The sequence below is a fragment of the Stenotrophomonas sp. STEN029 genome, from assembly GCF_056760015.1.
Genome location: NZ_JBRREC010000010.1, coordinates 1 through 25,604 on the forward strand (window position 1 = coordinate 1; position 25,604 = coordinate 25,604).

Here is a 25,604-nt window from a genome sequence, read left to right on the forward strand (position 1 = left end):
GGGGTTTGTTTTTGGGGGTAATTTGCCTGTTTGGCCTGGGGTGTTTCCGGGCTGTGGGCGGTTTGCGGGGGGGGGGCTTAAACGGGGGTTCCGGCCCGGCGGGTCAGGGCAGGGGGTGGGTTGACCCGAGCTTGGTCTGCCCGGTAAAATCCCGCTTCTGTCCGCCCTCGATGGCGGGCAAGGCGACCACAATAACTACAGAGGAAGTCTGGTCATGTATGCAGTTCTGGTAACTGGCGGTAAGCAGTACCGCGTCGTTCAGGGTGAAACCCTGCGCGTGGAAAAACTCGAAGTCGAAGCTGGCAACGAGATCAAGTTTGACAACATCCTGATGCTCGGCGATGCCGACGGCATCAAGCTGGGTGACGCGCTGAAGGGCGCTTCGGTGACCGCCAAGGTTGTGGCCCACGGCCGCGCCGACAAGGTCCGGATCATCAAGTTCCGTCGCCGCAAGCACCACATGAAGCGTCAGGGTCACCGTCAGTACTACACCGAAATCGAAATCACCGGCATCGCCGGCTAATTGCTAAGGAGAATCCGTCATGGCACATAAAAAGGGCGTAGGTTCCTCGCGCAACGGTCGCGATTCCAACCCGAAATACCTCGGCGTCAAGATCTTCGGTGGCCAGGCCATCGAAGCTGGCAACATTATCGTGCGTCAGCGCGGCACCCAGTTCCACCCGGGTGCAGGCGTCGGCCTGGGCCGTGACCACACGCTGTTCGCGCTGGTCGATGGCAAGGTTGAGTTCACGGTGAAGGGTGCCAACAAGCGCCGTACCGTCAGCGTTGTCACGGAAGCTTAATTCCGTACGCGCAAGCCGCCCATACTCCGGTGTGGGCTGCTGACGAGAGCCCCGCTTCGGCGGGGCTTTTCGTTGGAACCCCGACATTCCGGGGTGCAGTGCCGATAATGGGCTGTACCTGCTTCTGCTATTCCCCAATCCCCATTTCCCAATCCCGGCGTTAAATTCATGAAACTTGTAGACGAAGCGGAGATCGAAGTCATCGCTGGCAAAGGCGGCAATGGCTGTATCGGCTTTCGCCGCGAAAAGTTCATTCCGCTCGGTGGTCCGGATGGTGGCGATGGCGGCAATGGCGGCAGCGTCTGGATCCGTGCCGACGAGAACCTGAACACCTTGGTCGACTTCCGTCATGACCGCATCTTCAAGGCGCAGCGTGGCGAGAACGGCATGGGCCGTCAGGCGTATGGCAAGGGCGGCGAAGACCTGGTCATCACCGTGCCGGTCGGCACCGTGGTGATGAACGTCGACACCGACGAAGTCATTGGCGACATGACCACGCATGGCGATCGCCTGCTGGTGGCCAAGGGTGGCAAGGGTGGCCTCGGCAACATGCACTTCAAGAGCTCCACCAACCGCGCGCCGCGTCAGGCGCTGCCGGGTGAAGAAGGCGAGGAGCGCCTGCTCAAGCTGGAGCTGAAGCTGCTGGCCGACGTGGGTCTGCTGGGCTTCCCCAATGCGGGCAAGAGCACCTTGATCCGTGCGGTTTCGGCGGCAACGCCGAAGGTCGCTGATTACCCGTTCACCACCTTGTACCCGAACCTGGGTGTGGTGAAGGTCGAGAATTACCGCAGCTTCGTGATCGCCGATATTCCGGGCCTGATCGAGGGTGCGGCTGACGGTGCTGGCCTGGGCGCGCAGTTCCTGCGCCATCTGCAGCGCACCCGTCTGTTGTTGCACCTCGTCGACATCTCGCCGATGGAAGGTGGGGTTGAGGGCATCTCCCCGGTTGAGCAGGTGCGTGCGATCGAGCGCGAGCTGGGCAAGCATGACCCGGAACTGCTGGAGAAGCCGCGTTGGCTGGTGCTGAACAAGGCCGACCTGATGTTCGAGGACGAGGCCAAGGCAGCGGCTGAGCAGGTCATCAAGGAGCTTGGTTGGACCGGCCCGTGGTATCTGGTGTCGGCGCTGGGTCGTGAAGGTACCTGGCCGATCATGAAGGACATCATGGCCTTCTTTGATCAGCAGAAGATTCTGGAAGCTGAAGAGCGTCACGCCGCGGGCGAGTAAGTTTTTCGCCGGCAGTTGATGTTTGAGGAAAGCCCGGCGAAAGCCGGGTTTTCTGTTTTGGCTTTAGTTTTAGCTGTGGCTTTGGCTTTGGCTTTGGCTTTGGCTGTGGCTTTGGCTGTGGTTTTGGCAGTGGCTGGTGCTGGTGCTTGTGCTTAAAGCCCCTCTCCCGGCTGCGGGAGAGGGGTTGGGGTGAGGGCAAGCTTTTGCTTGAAAAGCCAAACCCAGGTCAAAGGCTCCCTCATTCGCCCTCCGGGCACCTTCTCCCGCAAGCGGGAGAAGGGAATTGTTCAGGTTTTTCTTGGCCGGCCCAAAGCCAAGGCCAAGGCCAAAGCCAAAGCCAAAGCCAAGGCCAAGGCCAAGGCCAAAGCCAAGGCCAAGGCCAAGGCCAAGGCCAAAGCCAAGGCCAAAGCCAAGGCCAAGGCCAAGGCCAAGGCCAAGGCCAAGGCCAAAGCCAAGGCCAAAGCCAAAGCCAAAGCCAAAGCCAAAGCCAAAGCCCTGCGGGAGGGGGGCCTGCCTCACTTCCCCTGAAAATCGCCCAACAAAAAACCCGACACAAGGTCGGGTTTTTCATGCCGGGAGTCTTGCGACTCCTGGTGATCGCACGGATCAGGCAGCCTTGATGGCCTTGATGCGAGCGGTCAGACGGCTCTTATGGCGCGCAGCCTTGTTCTTGTGAATCAGGCCACGGGCGCTGAAACGGTCGAGGATCGGCTGGGCGACGGCAAAGGCTGCCTCGGCGCCAGCGGCGTCGTTGGCATCCAGAGCCTTGATCACCTTCTTGACGGCGGTGCGCAGCATCGAACGCTGAGCCGTGTTGCGCGCGTTGCGCACAACGGTCTGCTTGGCGCGCTTCTTGGCGGACTTGATATTGGCCACAGTGGTGGTTTCCTGAAAATCGGTGTGGTGGGAACAGCAAGCATGCAAGTATGATGGCTGTCCGATTGAACGTCAAGTCAAGTTGTCAAGGGGGCCGTGGGTGAGTTCACCGCGCATGTTGCGGGGGCTGCTGTCGTTCAGCAGCATGACGATGATTTCCCGGGTTCTTGGCCTGGTTCGTGATCAGGTTATCACTACCACCTTCGGTAGTAACGCGGTCACCGACGCCTTCTGGGTGGCGTTCCGTGTGCCCAATTTCCTGCGTCGCCTGTTCGCCGAAGGCTCCTTCGCCACGGCGTTCGTGCCGGTCTTCACCGAGGTCAAGGAAACCCGTCCGCATACCGACCTGCGCGAGCTGATGTCGCGGGTGTCGGGTACCTTGGGTGGCGCGCTGCTGGTGGTCACCGCATTGGCGCTGATCTTCACGCCGCAGCTGGCCTTCCTGTTCAGCAGTGGTGCGACGGATCCGGCCAAGCAGGGCTTGCTGATCGACCTGTTCCGGCTGACCTTCCCGTTCCTGCTGTTTGTCTCACTGACCGCCTTGGCTGGCGGTGCGCTCAATAGTTTCCAGCGATTTGCCATGCCGGCGCTGACGCCGGTGATCCTCAACCTGTGCATGATCGCCGGCGCGCTGTGGTTGGCGCCGCGGCTGGGCGGCACGCCGGAGAAACAGATTCTGGCATTGGGCTGGGCGGTGCTGGCGGCAGGTGTGCTGCAGCTGTTGTTCCAGTTGCCCGGGCTGAAGGGCATCAATCTGCTGACCCTGCCGCGTTGGGGCTGGAACCACCCGGATGTGCGCAAGGTGCTGACCTTGATGGTGCCGACCCTGTTCGGCTCTTCGGTGGCGCAGATCAACCTGTTGCTGGACACCGTGATCGCCGCGCATCTGACTGACGGCTCGCAGTCCTGGCTGTCGTTGGCTGATCGCTTCCTGGAGCTGCCGCTTGGCGTGTTTGGGGTGGCTTTGGGGACGGTGATCCTGCCAGCGTTGGCCCGTCATCACGTCAAAACCGACGGCGAGGGCTTCTCCAATGCGCTGGATTGGGGCCTGCGCATGACCTTGCTGATCGCAGTGCCGGCGATGCTGGCACTGCTGCTGTTGGCCGAACCGCTGATCGCCACGCTGTTCCAGTACAAGAAGTTCACCGAATTCGATACCCAGATGACCGCACTGGCGGTCTACGGCCTGAGCTTCGGTCTGCCGGCATTCGCCTTGCTGAAAGTGGTGCTGCCCGCGTTCTACTCGCGTCAGGACACCAAGACCCCGGTGCGTGCCGGTCTGGTCGCGCTGGTCGCCAACATGGTCTTCAACTTCATCCTGCTGGCAGTGGTTTTCCACCTCATGGTGCCGCCGGAGCTGAAGGCGCAGGGCGTGATGGTGGCGCTGGGCAAGCAGCCGGGCCTGCATCTGGCGCTGGGTATTGCCAGTGCGTTGTCCAGCTACCTGAACCTGATCCTGCTTTGGCATTGGCTGGGCAAGACGGGCGTCTATCAGCGCCGGCCGGGCTGGGGGGGCTATCTGCTGCGTCTGGCGTTGGCCTGTGCGGTGATGGTGGCGGTGCTGCTGGGCCTGCTGCACTGGCTGCCGGCGTTCACGCCGATGGATAAGTGGCAGCGTGCCAGTGCCCTGGCGCTGCTGGTCGGCGCCGGCGGTGCGAGTTATCTGCTGGCAATGGTTGCGATGGGCTTCCGTCCGCGCGACCTGCGCGGCCACTGAGCTGCCCGTTATACTTCAGGGCTACACACGACAGAACCGGCCCGTATGGGCCGGATCCGGATGGAATGAGCAGGCTTTTTAGAGACGTCGAAGGCGGGGTGTTGTTCCCGCAGGGAAGCGTGGTCTGCATTGGTGCCTTCGATGGCCTGCACCTGGGCCATCGGGCGCTGGTGCGCCACGCGGTTGCCCGTGCCCGCGCCTTGGGTGTGCCGGCCGTAGCCTTGGGCTTCGAGCCGCTGCCGCGCGAGTTCTTTGCCAAGGACAACCCGCCGCCGCGGCTGATGCTGGCGCGTGACAAGGTCGCCACCCTGCGTGAGCTGGGGGTCGACAGCGTCGGCCTGCTGCGCTTTGACGCCAAGATGGCGGCGATCACCGCCGAGGACTTCGTCCGCGACATGCTGGTGCGCCGGCTCGGTGCGCGTGAAGTCTGGATCGGTCCCAAGTTCCATTTCGGCAACCGCCGTGGCGGCGATATCGCACTGCTGCAGGCGATGGGCGCCGAGCTCGGCTTTGTCGCCGACGAGATCGAGCCGGTGCACCTGAACGGCGAGCGCATTTCCAGCACCCGCATCCGCGAGTTGATCGTGGCCGGCGAGTTCGCCCATGCCGGCGAATTGCTGGGTCGTCCGTATGCGATCGGCGGCCGGGTCGTGCGCGGGCGTCAGCTCGGGCGCACCCTGGGCTTCCCCACCGCCAACTTGCGTTTCCCGAAAACACCCGCACTTTCTGGTATCTACGCTACGTGGGTACACGGTGTGTTCGAGCAGCCATGGCCGTCGGTGTCGAGCTTTGGCACGCGCCCCACGGTTGAAGGTGTGGAGCCGCTGCTTGAGGCACATCTGTTCGACTTCAATGGCGACCTGTACGGCCGTCACATCGAAGTTGAGTTCGTGGCCAAGCTGCGGGATGAAGAGAAGTTCAACGGTCTGCCGGCATTGACCGAGCAGATGCACCGCGACGCAGAACAGGCGCGTCGCATCCTCAACGAACACAGATTGCGAGCTACCGCGTGAGCCAGGATTACAAAGCCACCCTCCATCTGCCGGCAACGGAATTCCCGATGCGCGGCGACCTGCCCAAGCGTGAGCCGGGCATCCTGGCACGTTGGGAAGAGCAGGGTATTTACGCGCAGCTTCGCGACAACGCGAAGGGTCGCCCGCTGTTCGTGCTGCATGACGGCCCGCCGTATGCCAATGGCCAGATCCACCTGGGTCATGCGGTCAACAAGATCCTCAAGGACATCATCGTCAAGTCGCGCTACCTCGACGGCTTCGATGCGCCCTACGTGCCGGGCTGGGATTGCCACGGCCTGCCGATCGAAATCGCGGTCGAGAAGAAGTGGGGCAAGGTTGGCGTCAAGCTTGATGCCGAGCAGTTCCGGCAGAAGTGCCGTGAGTACGCCGAAGAGCAGATCAACCTGCAGCGCTCTGACTTCAAGCGTCTGGGTGTGATCGGCGATTGGGAGAACCCGTACAAGACGCTGAGCTTCGACTTCGAGGCCAATGAAATCCGTGCGTTGGCCAAGATCGTCGCCAATGGCCACCTGGTGCGCGGCGCCAAGCCGGTGCACTGGTGCTTCGACTGTGGCTCGGCGCTGGCTGAAGCTGAAATCGAGTACCAGGACAAGACCTCGCCGGCCATCGACGTGGCGTATGCCGCGCGCGATTCCAAGGCGCTGGCGGCCAGCTTCTGTGTCGATCTGCCGGCCGGTGTGGAAGTGGCGGTGCCGATCTGGACCACCACGCCGTGGACGCTGCCGGCATCGCTGGCGGTGTCGCTGGGTGCAGATATCGAATACGCGCTGGTTGAAGGCCCGGCCCACAACGGCCAGCCGCGCTGGTTGGTGCTGGCTTCTGCCCTGGCTGAGCGCTCGCTGGGCCGCTACGGCGTGGCCGAGGTGGTCGTGCATGGTCACGCCAAGGGTTCGGCGCTGGAGAACCAGCTGCTGGCGCACCCGTTCTATGCCAACCGTGACATCCCGCTGCTCAATGGCGAGCACGTGTCCGATGCCGACGGTACCGGTGCGGTGCACACCGCGCCTGGCCACGGCCAGGAAGACTTCGCGGTCAGCCAGCAGTACGGCTTGATGGACAAGTACAACGCCGGCCAGATCAATCCGGTCGATGGCCGTGGCGTCTACCTGTCGTCGACGCCGCCGGCTGGCACGGTTGAGCTGGCTGGCCAGCACCTGTGGAAGGCACAGCCGCTGATCGTCGATGTGCTGCGCGAGAGCGGCGCACTGCTGGCTTTCTTCGAGATCCAGCACAGCTACCCGCATTGCTGGCGCCACAAGACGCCGGTGGTGTTCCGCGCCACCCCGCAGTGGTTCATCTCGATGGACAAGGCCAACCTGCGCAATGATGCGATGGCTGCCATCGACAACGTGGGCTGGTTCCCGAGCTGGGGCAAGGCGCGTATCAGCAGCATGGTCGACGGCCGCCCGGACTGGTGCATCAGCCGCCAGCGCACCTGGGGTGTGCCGATTGCCTTGTTCACCCACCGCGAAACCGGCGAGCCGCACCCGCGCAGCGTCGAGTTGATGCAGCAGGTGGCCGACCGCGTGGAGCAGGGCGGCATCGACGTCTGGTATTCGCTGGACGCCACCGAACTGCTTGGCGATGAAGCCGCCCAGTACGAAAAGGTCACCGACATCCTCGATGTCTGGTTCGACTCCGGCGTGACCCATGAAGGCGTGCTGCTGGCACGTGGCTATGGCAAGCCGGCCGACCTGTACCTGGAAGGCTCCGACCAGCACCGCGGCTGGTTCCAGTCCTCGCTGCTGACCGGCGTGGCTATCGACAAGCACGCGCCGTACAAGCAGTGCCTGACCCACGGCTTCACCGTGGACGAGCACGGCCGCAAGATGTCCAAGTCGTTGGGCAACGGCATCGAGCCGCAGGAAATCATGCGCACCCTGGGCGCCGACATCCTGCGCCTGTGGATCGCCTCGGCCGATTACAGCAACGAGATGTCGCTGTCGCAGGAGATCCTCAAGCGCAACGCCGACGCCTACCGCCGCCTGCGCAACACCGCGCGCTTCCTGCTCGGCAACCTGGACGGTTTCGATCCGGCCCAGCACCTGGTTGCGTTGCCGGACATGGTCGCCCTGGACCGCTGGATCGTGCATCGCGCGTTCGAGTTGCAGGAGAAGATCAAGGCTGCCTACGCCAACTACAACATGGCCGAGATCGTGCAGTTGCTGCTGAATTTCTGCAGTGTCGACCTGGGTTCGTTGTACCTGGACGTGACCAAGGACCGCCTGTACACGATGCAGGAAGATTCGCGCGGCCGTCGTTCGGCGCAGACGGCGATGTTCCACATCGCCGAAGCGTTCGTGCGTTGGGTTGCGCCGATCCTGACCTTCACCGCCGAAGAGCTGTGGGGCTACCTGCCGGGCAAGCGCGTCGACAACGTGCTGTTCTCCACCTGGTATGAGGGCCTGGCGCCGTTGCCGGCGGATGCACAGCTGACCGCTGCCGATTTCGACCAGCTGCTGGCGCTGCGCGAGCAGGTCTCCAAGGTGCTGGAGCCGATGCGTGCCAATGGTGCCATCGGTGCGGCGCTGGAAGCCGAGATCACCGTTGCTGCCAACGAAGAGCAGGCCGCACGCTGGCAGCCGCTGGCCGAAGAGCTGCGCTTCCTGTTCATCAGTGGCGATGTCAGCGTGCGCCCGGCCACCACCGACGAGGTGTTTGTCAGTGCGCAGCCGACCGACAAGGCCAAGTGCGTGCGTTGCTGGCATTACCGCGCCGATGTCGGCTCGGTCGAGGCGCATCCGGAGCTGTGCGGCCGTTGCGTCAGCAATATCGACGGCGCTGGCGAAAACCGTCGCTGGTTCTAATCAAACCGTAACGCGGAGCGGGTGGGGTGGCGAGCAGCGCTCCATCCGTTTCATCGCAGTCAACTACAGGCGTACTACATGCAAGCAAAGGCTGTTAAACCCAATGCGATGATCTACCTGCTGGTGTCCGTGGCCGTGATCGGCCTGGACCAGTGGAGCAAGGCCTGGGTGCTGTGCAGCCTGCCTGAGTTCACCCCGGTGCCGGTGATCGATGGTTTCTGGAACTGGTACCGCACCTACAACACCGGCGCGGCATTCAGCTTCCTCAGCGACGCCGGTGGCTGGCAGCTGTGGTTCTTCACGTTTCTGGCCATCGCGATCAGTGGCCTGATGGCGTTCTGGCTGTCGCGCACGCCGCGCGCCAACTGGCGCAGTGCGCTGCCGTATGCGCTGGTGATAGGCGGTGCCATCGGCAACGTCATCGACCGCCAGATTCATGGTCACGTGGTTGATTTCATCCAGTGGTATATCGGTGATCACTACTGGCCGTCGTTCAACATTGCCGACGCGGCGATCGTGGGCGGCGCCATCGGCATCGCCTTGATGGGTCTGCTTGATGGCAAGGCCGAGAAAAAAGCCGGATGATGCCGGCATCTGTTCCCGCATTAGCGACCGTCAGCGGTCGGAGTCGTTGAAGATGGACGTATTGCTCGCCAATCCCCGTGGTTTCTGTGCCGGTGTAGACCGCGCCATCGAGATCGTCAAACGCGCCATCGAAACCCTGGGCGCGCCGATCTATGTGCGCCACGAAGTGGTGCATAACCGTTTCGTGGTCGATGACCTGAAGGCACGCGGCGCCATCTTCGTTGAAGAGCTCGACGAAGTGCCGGACGGCAATACCGTCATCTTCAGCGCGCATGGTGTATCGCAGGCAGTGCGTATCGAAGCCGATCGCCGCGGCTTGAAGGTGTTCGATGCCACCTGCCCGCTGGTGACCAAGGTGCATCTGGAAGTTGCACGCCACTGCCGTGCTGGCCGCGATGTGGTGCTGATTGGCCACGAAGGTCATCCCGAAGTGGAAGGCACGATGGGTCAGTGGAACCGCGAGAATGGCAAGGGCAGCATCTACCTGGTCGAGAGCGTGGAAGATGTGGAAGCGCTGCAGGTCTCGCAGCCGGAAAATTTCGCGTTCACCACCCAGACCACCTTGTCGGTGGATGACACCCGTGCAGTGATTGAAGCACTGCGCAAGCATTTCCCGATGGTGCAGGGGCCGAAGAACGACGACATCTGTTATGCCACGCAGAACCGCCAGGATGCGGTGCGTGACCTGGCTACGCAGTGTGATCTGGTGCTGGTGGTCGGTTCGCCGAACAGCTCAAACTCCAACCGGCTCAGCGAACTTGCACGTCGTGAGGGCGTGGAGTCGTACCTGATTGATGGGGCGGACGAGATCGATCCGCAGTGGGTGGTTGGCAAGCAGCACATCGGCCTGACCGCTGGTGCATCGGCACCGCAGGTGCTGGTGGATGGCGTGATTGCACGGCTGCGCGAGCTCGGCGCTGGCAGTGTCCGTGAAACCGGCGGCGAGCCGGAGACCATGGTGTTTGCGTTGCCCAAGGAGCTGCGTCTGCGCCTGGTGGACTGAGTTTTCGCCTGGTATCGCAGCTGATGAAGCCGGCCGTAGGGTCGGCTTCACTCGTTCAGGGCTGGCCCGACGCTGCGGTGCTGGTGATGTTGAACAGGTTGCCTGCTCGCTTCGAGATGAACTCGATGAAGACGCGCACGCGCAGTGCCTGTGCGGACATCGGTGGCCATACGAGGAAGACGCCGAGCGGCGCGACAGCGTTGCTTTGGAGCACTTCCTGAAGTCGGCCAGTGGCGATGTCCTCGCGCACCACAAAGTCCGGTAGTTGCACGATGCAGAGTCCGGCCACGGCTGCTTCTACCAACGCACCGGCATCGTTGAGGTGGCAGTCCGGGGCGGGGATCGGAGGCTTGGAGATGGTGTGGTTCTGGAACCGCCAAGGTTCCAGCCGCTGATTGCCGCGGTGGCGGTAGTGAAGGCAGCAGTGGCTGCCCAGCTCGGCGATCGAGGTTGGCGTGCCGTTCTCGGCAAGATAGCCCGGCGAGGCGCAGGTGATCAGTGCATACGATCCCACGCGCCGCGCCTGCAGGCTGGAATCTTCGAGCTCGCCGGCCCACAACGCCAGATCAAAACCTTCCTCGATGATATCGGGTCGAGGAAGATCGAAACTGAGCGCAACCTTGACCTCCGGATAGAGTGCGTGGAAGTCGTGCAATGCGGGCACCAGGAACCTGCGGCCCAGAACGGGAGTGGCGGTGATCCGCAGGCGGCCGCGTGGCGTGCCTTGGCGCGTGTTCAACTCGCGCTCTGCCTCCTGTAGGTCCTTCAATACCTTGTCGACGTAGTGGTACAGCACCTCGCCTTCGTCGGTAAGGGCCAGCGAACGGGTAGTGCGGTTCAGCAGGCGCGTGCCCAGGCGGAACTCGAGGCGTTCCACTGCCTTTCCCACTGCCGAAGCGGATAGGCCCAATTGCCGGCCTGCGGCCGAGAAGCCACCCGTCTGCACGGCAGATGCGAACGCGATCAAGCCATTCAATGATTCCAGCGATGAGAGGACTGAGGACATTTTTTCCTGAGTGTCATGACGTGTGCAGGGATTCCGCCTGCGCCGGCTGGGGTCGAGGATGGCCACCGTGGTCCCGGTGCCAGCAGTGCTTGCATCAACGTTCGCAGGTGACGGGCGGTGGCAGGAAGGATGGGTTGCGAGGAGATGTTCGCCATGGTTACTCGGCAAAAATACGCGGGTACAGGCATGCAGGTGCAGGGTGACAGTGCGCATGCAGTGGCGGTTTCGGGCCATTCGTACTACGACGTGGTCATTGTCGGCGGTGGCTCGGCCGGCGCGGTGATGGCGAGCCGGCTCAGCGAGGATCCATTCCGGCGCGTGCTGTTGATCGAAGCTGGGCAGGCTTATGCGCCGGATGCCTATCCTGATGCGGTGCGGTTGCAGCACATCATCGGTGGCGATTCCGCACACGACTGGGGCTACTCGGCCGAACCCAACATCTATGGCGCGACGATGCAGGTGCCACGCGGCAAGGTGCTTGGTGGTTGTTCTGCGGTCAATGCGGGTGTGGCGATGCGCGCACCCGCTGGTGACTTCGAGCGTTGGACCGCGGCCGGTCTTGAGCATTGGACCGCGCAGGAGGCTTTACCGTTCTTCCAGCGCAGCGAACGCACTGTGCACGGTAACGATGCCATGCATGGGCGAGGCGGACCGTGGCCTAACCACTACCTGCAGGATGACGAAGTCTCGGACATGCAACGCGCCTTCGTGGCCTCCGCCGTGCAGGCCGGGTTTGCCAGGGTGACCGACTTCAACGGCGAGCAACCGTTCGGTGTTGGTCCTTACCCGATGAACAACCGGATGGGGCAGCGGCTCAATACCGGCATGACCTATCTATCCCTGGATGTACGGATGCGCCCCAATCTGTGCATCCGCAGCCAGACCCTGGTGGACCGGGTAGCGTTTGAGGGTCGCCGCGCAGCGGCGGTGGTGTTGGCTGATGGTCAGCGCATTGAAGCCGACAGCATCGTCCTGAGTGCGGGCACCTATGGCACCGCAGCGGTGCTGCTGCGCTCGGGTATTGGTCCCGCCAATGATCTACTGGAGCTGGACATTGATGTGGTTGCCAATCTTCCAGTCGGTCAACGCCTGCAGGAGCACCCGTTCTTCTACACCACCTGGGCCGCGCGCCCGGATCGGCTCGGTCTGCCGGTGCCACCCGTGGGTGCGATTCTGTGGGCGCAGTCATCCAAGGCGGCTGCCAATGTCGGGGACTTCCACGTCTCGGCAGTGCATTACGGTGATCCGCAGGCATCGCCCACTGGCGCCATCTTCATGCTGGCTTTGGCGCTGACCCGGCCGCGCTCGCTGGGGAGGGTGACGCTGCGCTCGCGTGCTGCCGATGCGGCGCCGATCATCGCGCTCAACCTGCTGGCCGACGCGCAGGACCGGCAATTGATGGTGGAGGGCATCGAGCTGATCCGGCGCATTGCCCGGCAAGGACCACTGGCGTCGATGATCGCAGAGGAACTGGTGCCGGGCGCGCTGTCGAGCTCATACGAGGACGTGGAAGCGGCGTTGCCGATGGCCCTGGATATCTACCACCATCCCACCTCCACCGCGCCAATGGGCGGTGCCAACGATGTACATGCGGTACTCGACTACCAGGGACGTGTGCGCGGCATTGATGGCCTGCGCGTTGCCGACGCCTCGGCGTTCCCTGATGTTCCCTGCGTGGCAACCAACCCAACGGTAATCATGCTGGCTGAGCGCATCAGCCAATGGATGCGGGATACGGACGGCTGATGTGGCGCACCGAGCTCGTACCGCGCTTGAAGCGTACCGCGCTGATCTGGCTGGCGGTGTATCCGACCGTGCTGACGGTGGTGAGTGTGCTCGGTCCGTACGTCGGGCAATGGCCGTTGCCGCTGCGGGTGCTGGGGTCGACGCTGGTCATCGTACCGATCGTGGTCAATATCAGTGCGCCATTGGTGGAAACGCTGGTATCTGCAGTGCGTCGCTATTGGCTGCGTCACAAGCAGCGGTCGACCAGTCATGAGTAATCAATGTGTGGAGGTCACATGAGCAGTGCAACCAGGTCCCCCGCGCAACTGCGCCGCGCGGCCAACTGGATCAACGGCATTCCGCGCTTTGATGGTGTGCTCAAGGATTCGATCAACCCGGCTACCTATGAGGTGATCGGCAGCTACCCGGACAATGGCCGCGCGGCGGCGATGGCGGCGGTGTCTGCCGCATCTCAGGCGTTCCAGCAGACCATGTGGGCGCACGACCATGAGCTGCGTACACGGGTGCTGGAGCAGCTGGCGCAGGCGTTTGAACGCAATCGCGCGCGGCTGGCGGAGATCCTGTCGTTGGAGAACGGCAAGATCGCTGCCGAGGCCGCGTTCGAGCTGGACATGGTGCCGAGCAAGCTGCGTTATTCGGCGGCGACGGCGATGCTGGAAGCAGGCCGTGCTCTGCGACCAAAACCGGGACGGCTGTCGATGGTCCTGCGTCAGCCAATGGGTGTGGCGGCGGTGATCGCACCCTGGAACTCGCCGGTGGTGCTGACCATCCGTTCGTTGGCGCCGGCACTGGCGGCCGGTTGTACCGTGGTGATCAAGTTGCCGTCGCAGGTGGCGCAGACCGCCAGCACCATGGCCAGGATCATGGCCGAGGCCGAATCACTGCCGCGCGGTGTGATCAACCTGTTTTTCGAAAGCGGCCCGGAAGGTTCCAGCTACCTGGTGGATGCACCGCAGGTGCCGGTGGTCAGTTTCACCGGTTCCACCCGCACCGGTCGTGCCATCAGCAGCAGCGGCGCGAAACACCTCAAGCGTTTCGGCATGGAGCTGGGTGGCAAGACACCGATGATCCTGTTCGAGGATGCCGATCTGGCGCAGGCGCTGCCGGTGATCGAGAAAGCACTGACGGTATTCAGTGGTCAGTTCTGCATGACGGGCTCACGGCTGCTGGTACACGACCGCATCTACGACGCGGTGCGCGATGGCATGGGCGCGCGCCTGCACATGGTCAAGGTCGGGCCCGCGTCCGACCCAAGCAGCGACATGGGGCCATTGATCGACCGCGCCAATGTGCAGCGGGTTGAAGCGGTGGTGCAGGAGGCAATCCGTTACGGTGCGGTGGTGGTTGAGCGCGGTGGGCCCATTACCAGCGGCCCGCTGCGCAAGGGCGCGTTCTTCCGTCCGGCCCTGCTGGAAGTGTTCGACAACGCGTTGGACATCATCCAGCAGGAAACCTTTGGTCCAGTGCTCACCATTCAACGCTTCAGCGATGAGGCGCAGGCGATTCGCCTGGCCAACGACAGCGAGTATGGATTGGCGGCCAGTGTGTGGACGCGCGACGTTGATCGCGCGCTGCGCGTCGCTGAAGCGCTTGATGCGGGCTCGGTCTGGATCAACGACTGGGCGCGGGTGTTCGACGGCACGGAGGAGGGTGGTTTCAAGCAGTCAGGGCTCGGGCGGCTCAATGGATTGGCCGCCTTGGAGGATTTTCTGGAATACAAACATATCGCGCTGCACCCAGGCTTGGGAGAGCGCTGACCAACGCCGCATCTTCGCGAGCTGCTGTTTGCTGCCACGGTGGTGCGGTGGGAGGACACGGCGATGGCGACAGACATGTCGCAGGCGTTGTTTGCTGCCCTGCAGGCCGGGGCGAAAGTTGCAGCTGGCGGCCGGGTGAATCATGCGCGCGGCCTGCTGGTGGAAGGCCACTTCCGCGCCACTGCAACAGCACCACAGTTCTGCATGGCGGCGGTATTCGGCGGCGAGGATCTGCGCGTGTTGGCGCGCTTCTCAAGCTCGGGCGCCAATCCGCATATTGATCAGCGCAGTCCCGCAGGCGAGCCGCGCGGCCTGGCGCTGCGGATCGGCAACAAGGCGGCGATGGTGCTGGTCGGTCACTCGCTCGAAGGCTTCCCGGCCAGTGACCCCGAAGCGTTTCTCGCTTTCTTGAATGCCGTGAATCAGCGTGAGCGCGCGCCAGCGATGCTGGCCGCACAGATGGCCGGTTGCCCGGCTGTCGCGCACTTCGAGGAATTGCGTGCGGGTGCAGTGACCAGCAGCTTCAGCGCCTTGGATTACCTCATGCTGCACGCCTACCGGCTGATCGCCACGGACGGACATGCACGGATCGGCCGCCTCAGCGTGCGCGCGACCAAACCCTACGTCGCTCGCGCGCCGCCGGACGGTCCGGACTACCTGGACAAGCGCCTGCGCGGCGAGCTGTCCAAGGGCAGCGTGGTATTCGCCCTGCTGTTCACCCCGGTACCCGAAGGCGAGGACCCGAGCGACATCACCCGCGGCTGGGACCCTGCCACACCGTCGTTCGCGCTGGGCCACATCTGGCTGGAACGTCTGCTGCCGCAGCAGGCCAGCCAGCGCAGAACCGTGTTCGACCCCGCGTTGCTACCGGCGGGGATGGGCTTTGCCGGCGACCCGATGCTGCATGCGCGGTTGCAGGCGTATCGGTTGGCTGCGGCGCGGCGGTTGGGGGGGGTAAGGGGGCGTGGCGCCGGGCTACCAGCAGTGGCTTTCCCCTTGGCGCTTGGCGCGTCGTGGCCACTCCGGGACATCGCAGGGCCACGGCAGTGGCAACCGTCCGAGGTTTGAGACGGCTCCGTGCAAAGGGCGGATTGACCGCGGCTACCCGCTTTGCCTACAATTCGCGCCTTCGCCGGAATAGCTCAGTTGGTAGAGCGGCGCATTCGTAATGCGTAGGTCGTAGGTTCGATTCCTATTTCCGGCACCAGATCAGGCCCGCTTAATGCGGGCCTTTTCTGTTGGTGAGGCGGTGGGCTGAGCTGCGAGGGATCGTTGTGTTGCTCCTGTCCGTCGCCTGTCTCGCTGCACTGTTGGTTGTGGATTGGTGACAAGCAGTGGTGTGTTTGGTTGCGCTTGCGCCATCGGCTGCTGGCCCGGCTTGCGACACACGACGCGTAAGGCTGCCGATCATGTCGCAGGTGGGCTACTCATGAACCTGAACGAGGCGGCATCTGCACAGACACATGCGGCCATTCATCGCAGCTGGTGTGAATGCAACGGGTCCGTGCTTCTGGCGTTGGTGCGAATGCGAAGCGACGCAGCCGTTGCGAACGGCTCGGCACTTTGCCGAATCTGCCCCTTGTCCTGCGCAGGTGCGACAACGTGTCGCACGGAGTTGCCCGCTTTTGCTGCGCGAAATCATTGTCAATCCCTTTCTTAAGTGGTGTGTGAAGGCCTAAAATTGCGGGGCTGAAATCTGACAACCCCCTACATGTCTCCCCGGTGGGCAATCCCCGGGCGCTTGTTCGCGTTTGCATGTATGGGCTTGCCAGGTCCGGCTCTCCCTCGCAATTGGATCGACCGATGATTCCGTTGAAAACTCTTGGACGCTTTTTGCGTCCGGGCCTCATTGTCGCTATGGCCGTCATGATGACGGGCTGCGACTGGGCCCTGTTTGACCCCAAGGGCCAGATCGCCCGGGACGAACTCACGCTCCTGATCACCTGTACGGTGCTGATGCTGCTGGTGGTCATCCCGGTGATCGTGCTGACGCTGGTGTTCGCGTGGAAGTACCGCGCATCCAACACCAAGGCCCGTTACGAGCCCAACTGGTCTCACTCCACCGCCATCGAAGTGGTGGTCTGGTCGATCCCGTGCATGATCATCCTGGTCCTGGCCGTGCTGACCTGGCGTTCTTCGCATGCGCTGGATCCGTACAAGCCGCTGGAGTCCGATGCCAAGCCGGTGGTGATCGAAGCGATCTCGCTGGACTGGAAGTGGCTGTTCGTCTACCCGGAAGAGAACATCGCCGTGGTCAACGAGCTGACCTTCCCGGTTGATGCCCCGCTGAACTTCAAGATCACCGCCGATACGGTGATGAATGCGTTCTTCATTCCGCATCTGGGCAGCATGATCTACTCGATGGCCGGCATGGAGACCAAGCTGCACCTGATCGCCAACGAGGCCGGCAGCTATGAAGGCCGCTCCTCGCATTACAGCGGTGCAGGCTTCAGCAAGATGCATTTCACCGCGCATGCGGTGAGCAATGAGGAATACCAGGCCTGGTTGGCCAAGGTGCGCGGCGATGCCAAGGTCATGGACCAGAAGGCATTCGCCGAACTCACCACCGAGCAGAACCACGACTGGCACCCGGTGACCTACTACGGCAGCACCGAGAAGGGCCTGTTCGACACCATCATTGCCAAGCATGCCGGTGAGAACCACCACTTCGGCATGAAGCACGATGGCAAGAAGATGTCGCACGAAGGTGCTGGCCACGAGGCGATGCAGCCCGAAGCCATGGACCACGCTGCGATGGGCCATGACGCGATGGACCACGCCGCCATGGGCCACGAGGCTCCTGCCGCCGCTGCGCCTGCTGCCGCCACGGCTGACGGCCACGCCGGTCACACTGCCAACGAGCCCGCCGAAGCCGCACATGCCGGCCATGGCGCCTCGGGAGAATGACGATGCTTGGAAAACTCTCTCTTGATTCACTGCCGCACGATCCCATCGTGCTCACCACCCTGATCGGCGCGATGCTGGGCGGCCTGGCTGTTGTAGCCGCGGTCACCAAGTTCAAGCTGTGGGGCTACCTGTGGAAGGAGTGGTTCACCTCGGTGGACCACAAGAAGATCGGCGCGATGTACCTGATCGTGGCGTTCGTGATGCTGCTGCGCGGCTTCTCCGACGCGATCATGATGCGTGCCCAGCAGGCAGTTGCTGCTGGCGGTGCCGAAGGCTATCTGCCGCCACACCACTACGACCAGATCTTCACCGCCCACGGCGTGATCATGATCTTCTTCGTGGCCATGCCGCTGATCACCGGTTTGATGAACCTGGTGGTGCCGCTGCAGATTGGTGCGCGCGACGTTGCCTTCCCGTTCCTGAACTCGCTGAGCTTCTGGCTGTTCGTCGCAGGCTGCGGCCTGATGATGATCTCGCTGTGGATCGGTGAATTCGCCGCGACCGGTTGGCTGGCGTTCCCGCCCTTGTCAGGGTTGGAATACAGTCCAAGCGTAGGTATGGATTACTACATCTGGGCGCTGCAGGTCTCCGGCCTGGGTACCACGCTGAGCGGTATCAACTTCTTCATCACCATCCTCAAGATGCGTAGCCCGGGCATGAAGCTGATGCACATGCCGGTGTTCAGCTGGACCGCCCTGGTCACCAACCTGCTGATCATTGCTGCCTTCCCGGTGCTGACCATCACCCTGGTGCTGCTGACCCTGGACCGTTACCTGGGTACGCACTTCTTCACCAACGATGGTGGCGGCAACGCCATGCTGTACATCAACCTGATCTGGATCTGGGGCCACCCCGAGGTCTACATCCTGGTGCTGCCGGCATTCGGTGTGTTCTCTGAAGTGATCGCCACGTTCTCGCGCAAGACCCTGTTCGGCTACAAGGGCATGGTCTACGCCACCTGTGCGATCGGTGTGCTGTCGTTCCTGGTGTGGTTGCACCACTTCTTCACCATGGGCTCGGGTGCCAACGTCAATGCCTTCTTCGGCATCACGACGATGATCATCTCGATCCCGACCGGCGTGAAGATCTTCAACTGGCTGTTCACGATGTACCGCGGCCGCGTGCACTTCACCTCGCCGGTGTTGTGGACCATCGGCTTCATGGTCACCTTCACCATCGGCGGCATGACCGGCGTGATGTTGGCGATCCCGGCCATCGACTTCGTGCTGCACAACTCGCTGTTCCTGATTGCCCACTTCCACAACGTCATCATCGGCGGCGTGGTGTTCGGCATGTTTGCCGGTATCACTTACTGGTGGCCGAAGATGTTCGGCTTCACCTTGAATGAAACCTGGGGCAAGCGCGCGTTCTGGGGCTGGTTCATCGGCTTCTACGTGGCCTTCATGCCGCTGTACGCACTGGGCTTCATGGGTGCTACGCGTCGTATGCAGAGCTACCCGAACATGGACTACCAGCCGTACTTCATCGTTGCCGCTGTCGGCGCCGCGATCATCGCCCTCGGCATCCTGTGCCAGGTGATCCAGATCGCCGTGTCCATCCGCGACCGCAAGAAGAATGCTGACCTGACTGGCGATCCGTGGGATGCCCGTACCCTGGAGTGGGAAACCGCTTCCCCGGTGCAGTTCTACAACTTCGCTACCCTGCCCAAGGGTGAGGAGCTGGACGAATTCTGGCACCGCAAGCAGCGCGGCGAAGCCTGGCAGAAGCCGGCCAAGTACAGCGACATCCACATGCCGAAGAACACCGGTACCGGTGTTGTCATCGGCGCGTTCAGCCTGGTGCTGGGCTTTGCGATGGTCTGGCACATGTGGGTGCTGGCCATCATCGGCCTGGTCGGCATGATCGCCACCTTCATCTACCGTACCTTCGACAAGGACGTGGATTACTGGGTGCCGGCTGCCGAGGTGGAACGTATCGAGAACGAACACCGTAAGCACCTGGAAGCTCAGGGCTTGGTGAAGACCGAGGTGAAGGCATGAGCACGAACGCCCACACGATGACCCACGGTTCCGCAGCGCACGCTGCGGACCATGGCGATGACCATCACGAGCATCACGACACGAGCGAGAACACCGTCTTCGGTTTCTGGGTGTACCTGATGAGCGATCTGCTCATCTTCGCCACCCTGTTCGTGACGTATGTGGTTTTGTCCGGCGGCACCAATGGTGGCCCGTCGGCCAAGGACCTGTTCGAGCTGCCGTTCGTGGCGTGGGAAACCGCGCTGCTGCTGGTGTCCTCGCTGACCTTCGGCCTGGGCATGATCGCCATGCACCAGTCGAAGAAGGGCCTGATGTTCTTCTGGCTGGTCATCACCTGGCTGCTGGGTGCCGGCTTCATGGGCATGGAAATCTGGGAGTTCAACCACCTGATCCATAACGGCCACGGCCCGGACAAGAGTGCCTTCCTGTCGGCGTTCTTCGCCCTGGTGGGTACCCACGGTCTGCACGTGACCGCTGGTCTGCTGTGGTTGGCGGTGATGTTCGTCCAGCTCAAGCAGGATGGCCTGACCCCGCGCAACAAGACCCGCATGGCGTGCCTGAGCCTGTTCTGGCACTTCCTGGATCTGGTCTGGATTGGCGTGTTCTCTGTCGTTTATCTGTCGGGAGCGATGTAATGTCCGCACATGACAATCATGCACACGGTGCCGCTGGTGAGAGCCACGGCAGCGTCAAGTCTTACCTGATCGGCTTCGTGCTGGCAGCCGTGCTCACCATCATCCCGTTCTGGGTGGTGATGAGTGGTGGCATGTCGTCCTTCGCCACTGGCGCGGTGATCGTGGTTGCAGGCATCCTGCAGCTGCTGGTGCACCTGGTGTTCTTCCTGCACCTTGACCGTTCCTCGGCTGCCCGCTGGAACGTCAATGCCGGCATGTTCACTCTGGTGGTGATCGGCATCATCGTGCTGGGCACGCTGTGGGTCATGTGGAACATGAATCACCACATGATGCACTGAGCGGCTTGATCGCTTGATGCACAGCAAAGGCCGCCGCAAGGCGGCCTTTGTTTTTGCTTTTTGTAGTGCCGAGCGATGCTCGGCAAGGGAATTCCCAACAACCCGTCAGCCGACCGTGGTTGTGGAAGCGGCGTAAGCCGCGAAGCTGACAATCCTCCAGCGATCAGCATTCCTGGGATCTGCAGAATCGCGGCTTCGCGGCTTACGCCGCTCCCACAAGGCTGGCTGGCATTGTGGGTGAAGCCAATGCCGAGCATGGCTCGGCACTACGCTGTTGCTCCCTCCCTTTGGCGAAGCCAAGGGGAGGGCCGGGGGAGGGGTTGGCCTTTGGGCTTTTCAGGCGTTGCCAGCTTCGCGGCTTACGTCGCTCCTGCAAACGGCGCGCTGGCTTCAGCTGTTGCGGCTTACGAAATCGGCGGCTGCCATTGGCCGGCCCAGGTGATAGCCCTGCAATACGTCACAACCCAGTTCACCGAGGAAGTTGCGCTGCGCTTCGGTTTCCACGCCTTCGGCGACCACCTGCAGCTGCAGTGTGCGGCCCAGTGCGATGATCGAGGAGACGATGGCTGCATCCTCGCTGTTGTGTTCCAGGTCGCGGACGAAGGCGCGGTCGATCTTGAGCTCCGTGGCCGGCATGCGCTTGAGATAGAGCAAGCTGGAATAACCGGTGCCGAAGTCGTCGATGGCGATACGCACGCCCATCGCAGTCAGTGCCTCCAGCATCTGCAGGCTGGCTTCCACGTCCTTCATCGCGGTGCTTTCGGTCACCTCCAGGGTCAGCTGGCGCGGGTCCAGCGCATGGCGCTCGAGCGCGCCACGCACGGTTTCCACCAGCGTCGGCGAGGCGAACTGCAGCGGTGACAGGTTCACCGCCATTGACCAATCGGTGTTGCCGGCGTCATGCCAGGCACGCAGCTGGGCGCAGGCCGCATCCAGCACCCATTCGCCGATCTGGATGATCAAGCCGCTGCGCTCGGCAACGGGAATGAACACATCGGGCGACAGCAGGCCAAGCTCCGGGTGATTCCAGCGCAGCAGTGCTTCAGCACCGTTGGCGCGGCTGCCGCCTGCCGGGAACTTGGGCTGGTAATGCAGCACCAGCTCATTGCGCGCGGTTGCGTGGCGCAGGTCCTGCAGCAGGCGCAGGCGCTGGCGGGTGCCGGCCTGCATGGTCGAGGTGAAGAACGCGTGGCCGTTCCGGCCGCTGTGCTTGACGTGATACATCGCCGCATCGGCATGCATCATCAACTCACGTTCGGTGCTGGCGTCTTCCGGGTACAGCGCGATGCCGATGCTGGCGCTGACCAGCAGCTCGGCGTTGTCGATGAGGAAAGGCGCGCTGATCGCGGCGCTGATCTGCTCGGCCATCAGGGCTGCGTCGTCGGGTGAATCGATGGTCATCACGATGACGAATTCATCGCCACCGAGGCGGGCAAAGGTGTCCTGGCTGCGCAGCAGCGCGCTGACCTTCCTGCTGAACTGCACCAGCAGGCGGTCGCCAAGCTGGTGGCCGTAGGCATCGTTGACGTTCTTGAAACCGTCCAGGTCGCAGAACATCAAGGCCAGGTCGAACCCGCTCCGGTTGGCTTTTTCGATGGCGCGCTCGATGCGGTCCTGCAGCAGTACCCGGTTGGGCAGTTGGGTCAGAGGGTCGTGCAACGCGGCCTGCACCAGCTTTTCATTGGCATTGGCCAGGGAATGAGCGAGTACGCCGGTGCGCAACCGCATCTGCCCGTCGAACACCGAGGCCAGCAGTGCGACTGACAGGGTGGCAATCGTGGTGACGATGACCAGTCCCGCGAGCAGGTGGATATCCAGGCCCCCGTCGCTGATGGCACCGCAGATGGCATCGACGGGGAAGCGGGCGGCGGCCATGCCGGTGTAATGCATGCCGACGATGGCAATGCCCATCACCAAGGATGCCAGCAGGCGCATCGGCATCAGGCGGGGCTGTTCATGGCGCAGGCGTTGTGCGATCCACAATGCGGCCGCCGACGCGCCAATGGCGATAAGGATCGAGGCGGCGAACCAGATCGGGTCATAGTCGATGCCCGGTTGCATCTGCATCGCGGCCATGCCGATGTAGTGCATGGCTGCGATGCCCAGCCCCATCAGTACCGCGCCGGACAGCAGGCGGCCGATTGGCAGGCGTTGGCGTGACACCAGCCACAGCGCGTACATCGATGCGCCAACGGACGCCGCCAGTGAGCAGGTGGTGAGGAAGAGGTCATAGCCGACCGGGATCGGCAGCTTGAACGCCAACATGCCGATGAAGTGCATCGACCAGATGCCCAGGCCCATGGCCACTGCGCCGCCCACCAGCCAGATGCGCGCGGCTCTGCGGCTTTGGCTGCTGGCGACACGCGCTGACATGTCCAGCGCGGTATAGGAGGCGAGTATCGCCACCAGTAACGAGACGACAACGAGGCTCTGGTTGTAACTGCCAATCATTGGGGGTTCCTGAAGCACTGATGCGGGGCGCAGCCCCGCTTACATAGCGGCGGTGGCGGCACGGACTTTAGCTGTCGCAGCCTTTGCGACCTTGGTGGGCTATCCTGCGGCGCTGACGCACATAGGAATTTCCATGGCCAAGACCCGCAGTGCATACGTCTGCAGCGAATGTGGCGCCGAGTACAGCAAATGGCAGGGCCAGTGCACCGAATGCGGTGTATGGAACGTGCTGAGCGAGATCGTGCTCGAGACCGCCGCGGCCGCAAAGGCGCCGGCGGCACGCCGCAGCGGTTGGGCCGGCAAGGTAGAGGCGCCCAAGATCACGGCCTTGAAGGATGTGCAGCAGACCGAGCATCTGCGGGTTTCCACCGGCATCAGCGAGTTCGACCGGGTGCTGGGTGGCGGCCTGGTGGAGGGTGCCGTGGTGCTGGTTGGTGGCGACCCCGGTATTGGCAAGTCCACCTTGCTGCTGCAGGCGGTGGCGAAGATGGCCAGCACCTTGCCGGTGCTGTACGTCACCGGTGAAGAGTCGCTGTCGCAGGTGGCCGGCCGGGCGGTGCGCCTGGACCTGCCGCTGGAGGGCATCAACGCACTGTCCGAGACCGGCGTCGAGAACATCCTGCAGCACGCGGTGAAAGCACGGCCCAAGCTGATCGTCGCCGACTCGGTGCAGACGCTGTGGACCGAGGCGCTGACGGCCGCGCCGGGTTCGGTCAGCCAGGTGCGCGAGAGTGCGGCGCGGCTGGTCCGCTTTGCCAAGGAAACCGGTACGGCAGTGTTCCTGGTTGGCCATGTCACCAAGGAGGGCGGTATCGCCGGCCCGCGTGTGCTGGAGCACATGGTCGATGCGGTGCTGTATTTCGAAGGTGAAAGCGGCAGCCGCTTCCGCATCCTGCGCGCGTTCAAGAACCGCTTCGGCGCGGTCAATGAGCTGGGCGTGTTCGCGATGGGCGAAAAGGGTTTGAAGGAAGTGCCCAATCCATCGGCGATCTTCCTGTCCGGCGGCAGTACCCGCCAGCCCGGCAGCTGCGTGATGGTGACCCGCGAAGGCACGCGCCCGTTGCTGGTGGAAGTGCAGGCGCTGGTGGACTCCTCGCCGCTGTCCAATCCGCGCCGGGTGGCGGTGGGTCTGGAGCAGAACCGCTTGGCGATGTTGCTGGCAGTGCTGCACCGTCATGGTGGCGTGCTGGTCGGCGACCAGGACGTGTTCGTGAACGTGGTCGGTGGCATCCGCGTGCAGGAAACCGCTGTCGATCTGCCGGTGCTGTTGGCGGTGCTGTCCTCGTTGCAGGACCGGCCGCTGGCGGAGAAGACCATCGCCTTCGGCGAAGTGGGTTTGTCCGGCGAGATCCGCCCGGTGCCGAACGGTGAGGATCGCCTGCGCGAAGCGGCCACGCATGGCTTCAAGCGCGCGATCGTGCCCAAGGCCAACGCACCCAAGGCCGGCACGGTGAAGGGCATGGAAGTCATTGCGGTGGAGCGGCTGTCGCAGGCACTGGAAGCAGCGATGGAATAAGCAGCGACTGTAGTGCCGAGCCATGCTCGGCAGAGGCTTTCCCGGCAATGCCCAGCGTAGTGCCGAGCCATGCTCGGCAGAGGCCTTACCAACGATCCAGCGTGTGGGAGCGGCGTAAGCCGCGAAGCTGATGATCAATCCGATCCAGAGGTTCCCGCAATTGCATTGCCGCCAGCTTCGCGGCTTATGCCGCTCCTACAAGATGCAGGTGGGTTGGTGCATTGTTGGGAAAGCCCCTGCCGAGCATGGCTCGGCACTACAGTTTGGGTTTGTCAGTAATGCCCCTGCCGAGCATGGCTCGGCACTACGGGGCGCAACGCAATGTCCATTGCCAGGGAATGGCTCAGCCGCGGCCCAACACCAGCTCGATCACGAAGCGGCTGCCGAAGAACGCCAGCAGCAGCAGCGCCATCGCGGTCAGGGTCCAGTGCACGGCCTTGCCGCCGCGCCAGCCGTAGCGGCGACGGCCGATCAGCAAGGTGCCGAAGACGATCCAGGACAGTACGCTGAGCACGGTCTTGTGCACCAGCTTCTGCTCCAGCAGGTTGTCGACGAACAGCACGCCGGTCAGCAGGGTCAGGGTCAGCAGGCAGAAGCCGACCGTGATCGTGCGGAACAGCAGGGTTTCCAGGTCGGCCAGCGGCGGCAGGGCACGCAACCAGGGGCGGAAGTCGCGGCGGCGCAGGGCCCGCTCCTGCAGCCACAGCATGATTGCCAGCAGCGCGGCCACGCTCAGCGTGGCGTAGGCCAGCAGTGCGAGCCAGGCATGGGTGGCCAGGCGCCAGCCCAGCAGCTTGCTCGGTTCGTGGCCGTAGCCGTGGTAGGCCAGCAGCAGGATCGCCGCCATCGGGAACACCACCACGCCCAGCGCCGACATGCGTCCGCGTGCGCCAACCACGGCGGTCAGTGCCGCCATGCCCAGGCCCACCAGCGACAGCGCCGCGAAGAAGTGCATGTCCGGCCCGCCAGCGGTCTTCATCGCTACCATCAGGTGGTAACCGGCATGCAGCAGCACGGCGGCGATGGTCGGCAGCAGCCAGCTGCGTGGGGGCGGACTGCGTTCGCCGGCCAGCCCGCGTACCAGCAGGGCGGTGGACACCAGATAGAGTGCGGCGGCGATGAGAACGATTGTCATCGCTGCAGTTTCGCATACAGGCCCGTCGCTGGCGATCTGAACCGGCGGTGGCGGCGGCTGG

At 63.2% G+C, this 25,604-nt stretch carries 22 protein-coding genes and 1 tRNA gene; 19 read left to right on the forward strand and 4 right to left on the reverse strand.

Annotation, left to right across the window (positions count from 1 at the left end; genetic code table 11):
* Positions 1-214 precede the first annotated feature (214 nt).
* The 4 genes from rplU (at position 215) to ACVOLI_RS03685 (ending at position 2,558) form a co-directional block, all read left to right on the forward strand.
* Positions 215-523 (forward strand): 50S ribosomal protein L21, encoded by a 309-nt coding sequence (gene rplU / locus ACVOLI_RS03670; RefSeq protein WP_282269142.1) that lies wholly within the window; start codon positions 215-217, stop codon positions 521-523.
* A gap of 19 nt (positions 524-542) precedes the next feature.
* Positions 543-803: a 50S ribosomal protein L27 gene (rpmA, locus tag ACVOLI_RS03675; protein WP_282269141.1), complete on the forward strand. Its 261-nt coding sequence runs from the start codon at positions 543-545 to the stop codon at positions 801-803.
* Between the two features lie 168 nt (positions 804-971).
* Entirely contained in the window at positions 972-2,030 is a 1,059-nt protein-coding gene (obgE, locus tag ACVOLI_RS03680; RefSeq protein WP_481533568.1) for a GTPase ObgE, read from the forward strand.
* A gap of 207 nt (positions 2,031-2,237) precedes the next feature.
* Positions 2,238-2,558 (forward strand): hypothetical protein, encoded by a 321-nt coding sequence (locus tag ACVOLI_RS03685; protein ID WP_481533569.1) that lies wholly within the window; start codon positions 2,238-2,240, stop codon positions 2,556-2,558.
* Positions 2,559-2,636: 78 nt separating this feature from the next.
* Here the strand turns inward: ACVOLI_RS03685 and rpsT are convergent, their stop codons facing one another.
* Positions 2,637-2,906: a 30S ribosomal protein S20 gene (rpsT, locus tag ACVOLI_RS03690; RefSeq protein WP_057629708.1), complete on the reverse strand. Its 270-nt coding sequence runs from the start codon at positions 2,904-2,906 to the stop codon at positions 2,637-2,639.
* 115 nt (positions 2,907-3,021) lie between these two features.
* On the opposite strand from rpsT, the gene murJ reads away from it, so the two are divergent.
* From murJ to ispH, 5 genes are all read left to right on the forward strand, one after another.
* Positions 3,022-4,623, forward strand: coding sequence for a murein biosynthesis integral membrane protein MurJ (murJ, locus tag ACVOLI_RS03695; RefSeq protein ID WP_481533612.1), 1,602 nt, complete (start codon positions 3,022-3,024; stop codon positions 4,621-4,623).
* 65 nt (positions 4,624-4,688) lie between these two features.
* Positions 4,689-5,636 carry a bifunctional riboflavin kinase/FAD synthetase gene (locus tag ACVOLI_RS03700; RefSeq protein ID WP_481533570.1) on the forward strand — a complete coding sequence of 316 codons (948 nt, stop codon included), beginning with the start codon at positions 4,689-4,691 and terminating at the stop codon, positions 5,634-5,636.
* On the forward strand, positions 5,633-8,464 hold the full coding sequence (gene ileS / locus ACVOLI_RS03705) for an isoleucine--tRNA ligase (protein WP_481533571.1): 2,832 nt from the start codon (positions 5,633-5,635) through the stop codon (positions 8,462-8,464). The genes ACVOLI_RS03700 and ileS overlap by 4 nt, the downstream gene beginning before the upstream one ends.
* A 78-nt stretch (positions 8,465-8,542) precedes the next feature.
* Positions 8,543-9,049, forward strand: coding sequence for a signal peptidase II (gene lspA / locus ACVOLI_RS03710; RefSeq protein WP_481533572.1), 507 nt, complete (start codon positions 8,543-8,545; stop codon positions 9,047-9,049).
* 52 nt (positions 9,050-9,101) lie between these two features.
* A complete protein-coding gene (gene ispH / locus ACVOLI_RS03715) occupies positions 9,102-10,052 on the forward strand; it encodes a 4-hydroxy-3-methylbut-2-enyl diphosphate reductase (RefSeq protein WP_481533573.1) in 951 nt (316 codons plus the stop codon).
* 55 nt (positions 10,053-10,107) lie between these two features.
* On the opposite strand, the gene ACVOLI_RS03720 is transcribed toward ispH, so the two are convergent.
* Complete coding sequence (locus ACVOLI_RS03720; protein ID WP_481533574.1) at positions 10,108-11,058, reverse strand: LysR family transcriptional regulator; 951 nt, start codon at positions 11,056-11,058, stop codon at positions 10,108-10,110.
* Positions 11,059-11,211: 153 nt separating this feature from the next.
* Between ACVOLI_RS03720 and ACVOLI_RS03725 the strand changes: the two genes are divergently transcribed.
* From ACVOLI_RS03725 to cyoD, 9 genes are all read left to right on the forward strand, one after another.
* Complete coding sequence (locus tag ACVOLI_RS03725) at positions 11,212-12,804, forward strand: GMC family oxidoreductase (protein ID WP_481533575.1); 1,593 nt, start codon at positions 11,212-11,214, stop codon at positions 12,802-12,804.
* Positions 12,804-13,061, forward strand: coding sequence for a hypothetical protein (locus tag ACVOLI_RS03730; protein WP_481533576.1), 258 nt, complete (start codon positions 12,804-12,806; stop codon positions 13,059-13,061). Before ACVOLI_RS03725 ends, ACVOLI_RS03730 begins: the two co-directional genes overlap by 1 nt.
* Before the next feature lie 18 nt (positions 13,062-13,079).
* Entirely contained in the window at positions 13,080-14,561 is a 1,482-nt protein-coding gene (locus ACVOLI_RS03735) for an aldehyde dehydrogenase family protein (protein WP_481533577.1), read from the forward strand.
* Between the two features lie 63 nt (positions 14,562-14,624).
* Positions 14,625-15,629 (forward strand): catalase, encoded by a 1,005-nt coding sequence (locus ACVOLI_RS03740; RefSeq protein ID WP_481533578.1) that lies wholly within the window; start codon positions 14,625-14,627, stop codon positions 15,627-15,629.
* Positions 15,630-15,692: 63 nt separating this feature from the next.
* Positions 15,693-15,768: transfer RNA gene (locus tag ACVOLI_RS03745), tRNA-Thr, on the forward strand.
* Between the two features lie 596 nt (positions 15,769-16,364).
* Positions 16,365-17,468 carry a ubiquinol oxidase subunit II gene (cyoA, locus tag ACVOLI_RS03750; protein WP_481533579.1) on the forward strand — a complete coding sequence of 368 codons (1,104 nt, stop codon included), beginning with the start codon at positions 16,365-16,367 and terminating at the stop codon, positions 17,466-17,468.
* 2 nt (positions 17,469-17,470) lie between these two features.
* The gene (gene cyoB, locus ACVOLI_RS03755; RefSeq protein ID WP_303747026.1) at positions 17,471-19,468 is read left to right on the forward strand and encodes a cytochrome o ubiquinol oxidase subunit I; all 1,998 of its coding nucleotides are present in this window, start codon (positions 17,471-17,473) and stop codon (positions 19,466-19,468) included.
* Entirely contained in the window at positions 19,465-20,103 is a 639-nt protein-coding gene (cyoC, locus tag ACVOLI_RS03760) for a cytochrome o ubiquinol oxidase subunit III (protein WP_481533580.1), read from the forward strand. The genes cyoB and cyoC overlap by 4 nt, the downstream gene beginning before the upstream one ends.
* The gene (cyoD, locus tag ACVOLI_RS03765; protein WP_282271076.1) at positions 20,103-20,441 is read left to right on the forward strand and encodes a cytochrome o ubiquinol oxidase subunit IV; all 339 of its coding nucleotides are present in this window, start codon (positions 20,103-20,105) and stop codon (positions 20,439-20,441) included. Before cyoC ends, cyoD begins: the two co-directional genes overlap by 1 nt.
* A gap of 390 nt (positions 20,442-20,831) precedes the next feature.
* On the opposite strand, the gene ACVOLI_RS03770 is transcribed toward cyoD, so the two are convergent.
* Positions 20,832-22,892, reverse strand: a complete 2,061-nt coding sequence (locus ACVOLI_RS03770; RefSeq protein WP_481533581.1) for a putative bifunctional diguanylate cyclase/phosphodiesterase — start codon at positions 22,890-22,892, stop codon at positions 20,832-20,834.
* A gap of 133 nt (positions 22,893-23,025) precedes the next feature.
* Here ACVOLI_RS03770 and radA point away from each other — a divergent pair, with 133 nt between their 5' ends.
* Positions 23,026-24,408 (forward strand): DNA repair protein RadA, encoded by a 1,383-nt coding sequence (radA, locus tag ACVOLI_RS03775; protein WP_481528516.1) that lies wholly within the window; start codon positions 23,026-23,028, stop codon positions 24,406-24,408.
* Between the two features lie 343 nt (positions 24,409-24,751).
* On the opposite strand, the gene ACVOLI_RS03780 is transcribed toward radA, so the two are convergent.
* Positions 24,752-25,543: a cytochrome C assembly family protein gene (locus ACVOLI_RS03780; protein WP_481533582.1), complete on the reverse strand. Its 792-nt coding sequence runs from the start codon at positions 25,541-25,543 to the stop codon at positions 24,752-24,754.
* Positions 25,544-25,604 lie beyond the last annotated feature (61 nt).

Bases quoted from the DNA above. Each gene is read 5' to 3' on its own strand.
- cyoB (WP_303747026.1), top strand. From the start codon at position 17,471: ATGCTTGGAAAACTCTCTCTTGATTCACTGCCGCACGATCCCATCGTG.
- ACVOLI_RS03735 (WP_481533577.1), top strand. From the start codon at position 13,080: ATGAGCAGTGCAACCAGGTCCCCCGCGCAACTGCGCCGCGCGGCCAAC.
- ispH (WP_481533573.1), top strand. From the start codon at position 9,102: ATGGACGTATTGCTCGCCAATCCCCGTGGTTTCTGTGCCGGTGTAGAC.
- ACVOLI_RS03770 (WP_481533581.1), bottom strand. From the start codon at position 22,892: ATGATTGGCAGTTACAACCAGAGCCTCGTTGTCGTCTCGTTACTGGTG.
- obgE (WP_481533568.1), top strand. From the start codon at position 972: ATGAAACTTGTAGACGAAGCGGAGATCGAAGTCATCGCTGGCAAAGGC.
- ACVOLI_RS03780 (WP_481533582.1), bottom strand. From the start codon at position 25,543: ATGACAATCGTTCTCATCGCCGCCGCACTCTATCTGGTGTCCACCGCC.
- rplU (WP_282269142.1), top strand. From the start codon at position 215: ATGTATGCAGTTCTGGTAACTGGCGGTAAGCAGTACCGCGTCGTTCAG.
- radA (WP_481528516.1), top strand. From the start codon at position 23,026: ATGGCCAAGACCCGCAGTGCATACGTCTGCAGCGAATGTGGCGCCGAG.
- cyoA (WP_481533579.1), top strand. From the start codon at position 16,365: ATGATTCCGTTGAAAACTCTTGGACGCTTTTTGCGTCCGGGCCTCATT.
- ACVOLI_RS03730 (WP_481533576.1), top strand. From the start codon at position 12,804: ATGTGGCGCACCGAGCTCGTACCGCGCTTGAAGCGTACCGCGCTGATC.
- ACVOLI_RS03740 (WP_481533578.1), top strand. From the start codon at position 14,625: ATGGCGACAGACATGTCGCAGGCGTTGTTTGCTGCCCTGCAGGCCGGG.
- ACVOLI_RS03725 (WP_481533575.1), top strand. From the start codon at position 11,212: ATGGTTACTCGGCAAAAATACGCGGGTACAGGCATGCAGGTGCAGGGT.
- cyoC (WP_481533580.1), top strand. From the start codon at position 19,465: ATGAGCACGAACGCCCACACGATGACCCACGGTTCCGCAGCGCACGCT.
- lspA (WP_481533572.1), top strand. From the start codon at position 8,543: ATGCAAGCAAAGGCTGTTAAACCCAATGCGATGATCTACCTGCTGGTG.
- ACVOLI_RS03720 (WP_481533574.1), bottom strand. From the start codon at position 11,058: ATGTCCTCAGTCCTCTCATCGCTGGAATCATTGAATGGCTTGATCGCG.
- ACVOLI_RS03700 (WP_481533570.1), top strand. From the start codon at position 4,689: ATGAGCAGGCTTTTTAGAGACGTCGAAGGCGGGGTGTTGTTCCCGCAG.
- rpmA (WP_282269141.1), top strand. From the start codon at position 543: ATGGCACATAAAAAGGGCGTAGGTTCCTCGCGCAACGGTCGCGATTCC.
- murJ (WP_481533612.1), top strand. From the start codon at position 3,022: ATGTTGCGGGGGCTGCTGTCGTTCAGCAGCATGACGATGATTTCCCGG.
- cyoD (WP_282271076.1), top strand. From the start codon at position 20,103: ATGTCCGCACATGACAATCATGCACACGGTGCCGCTGGTGAGAGCCAC.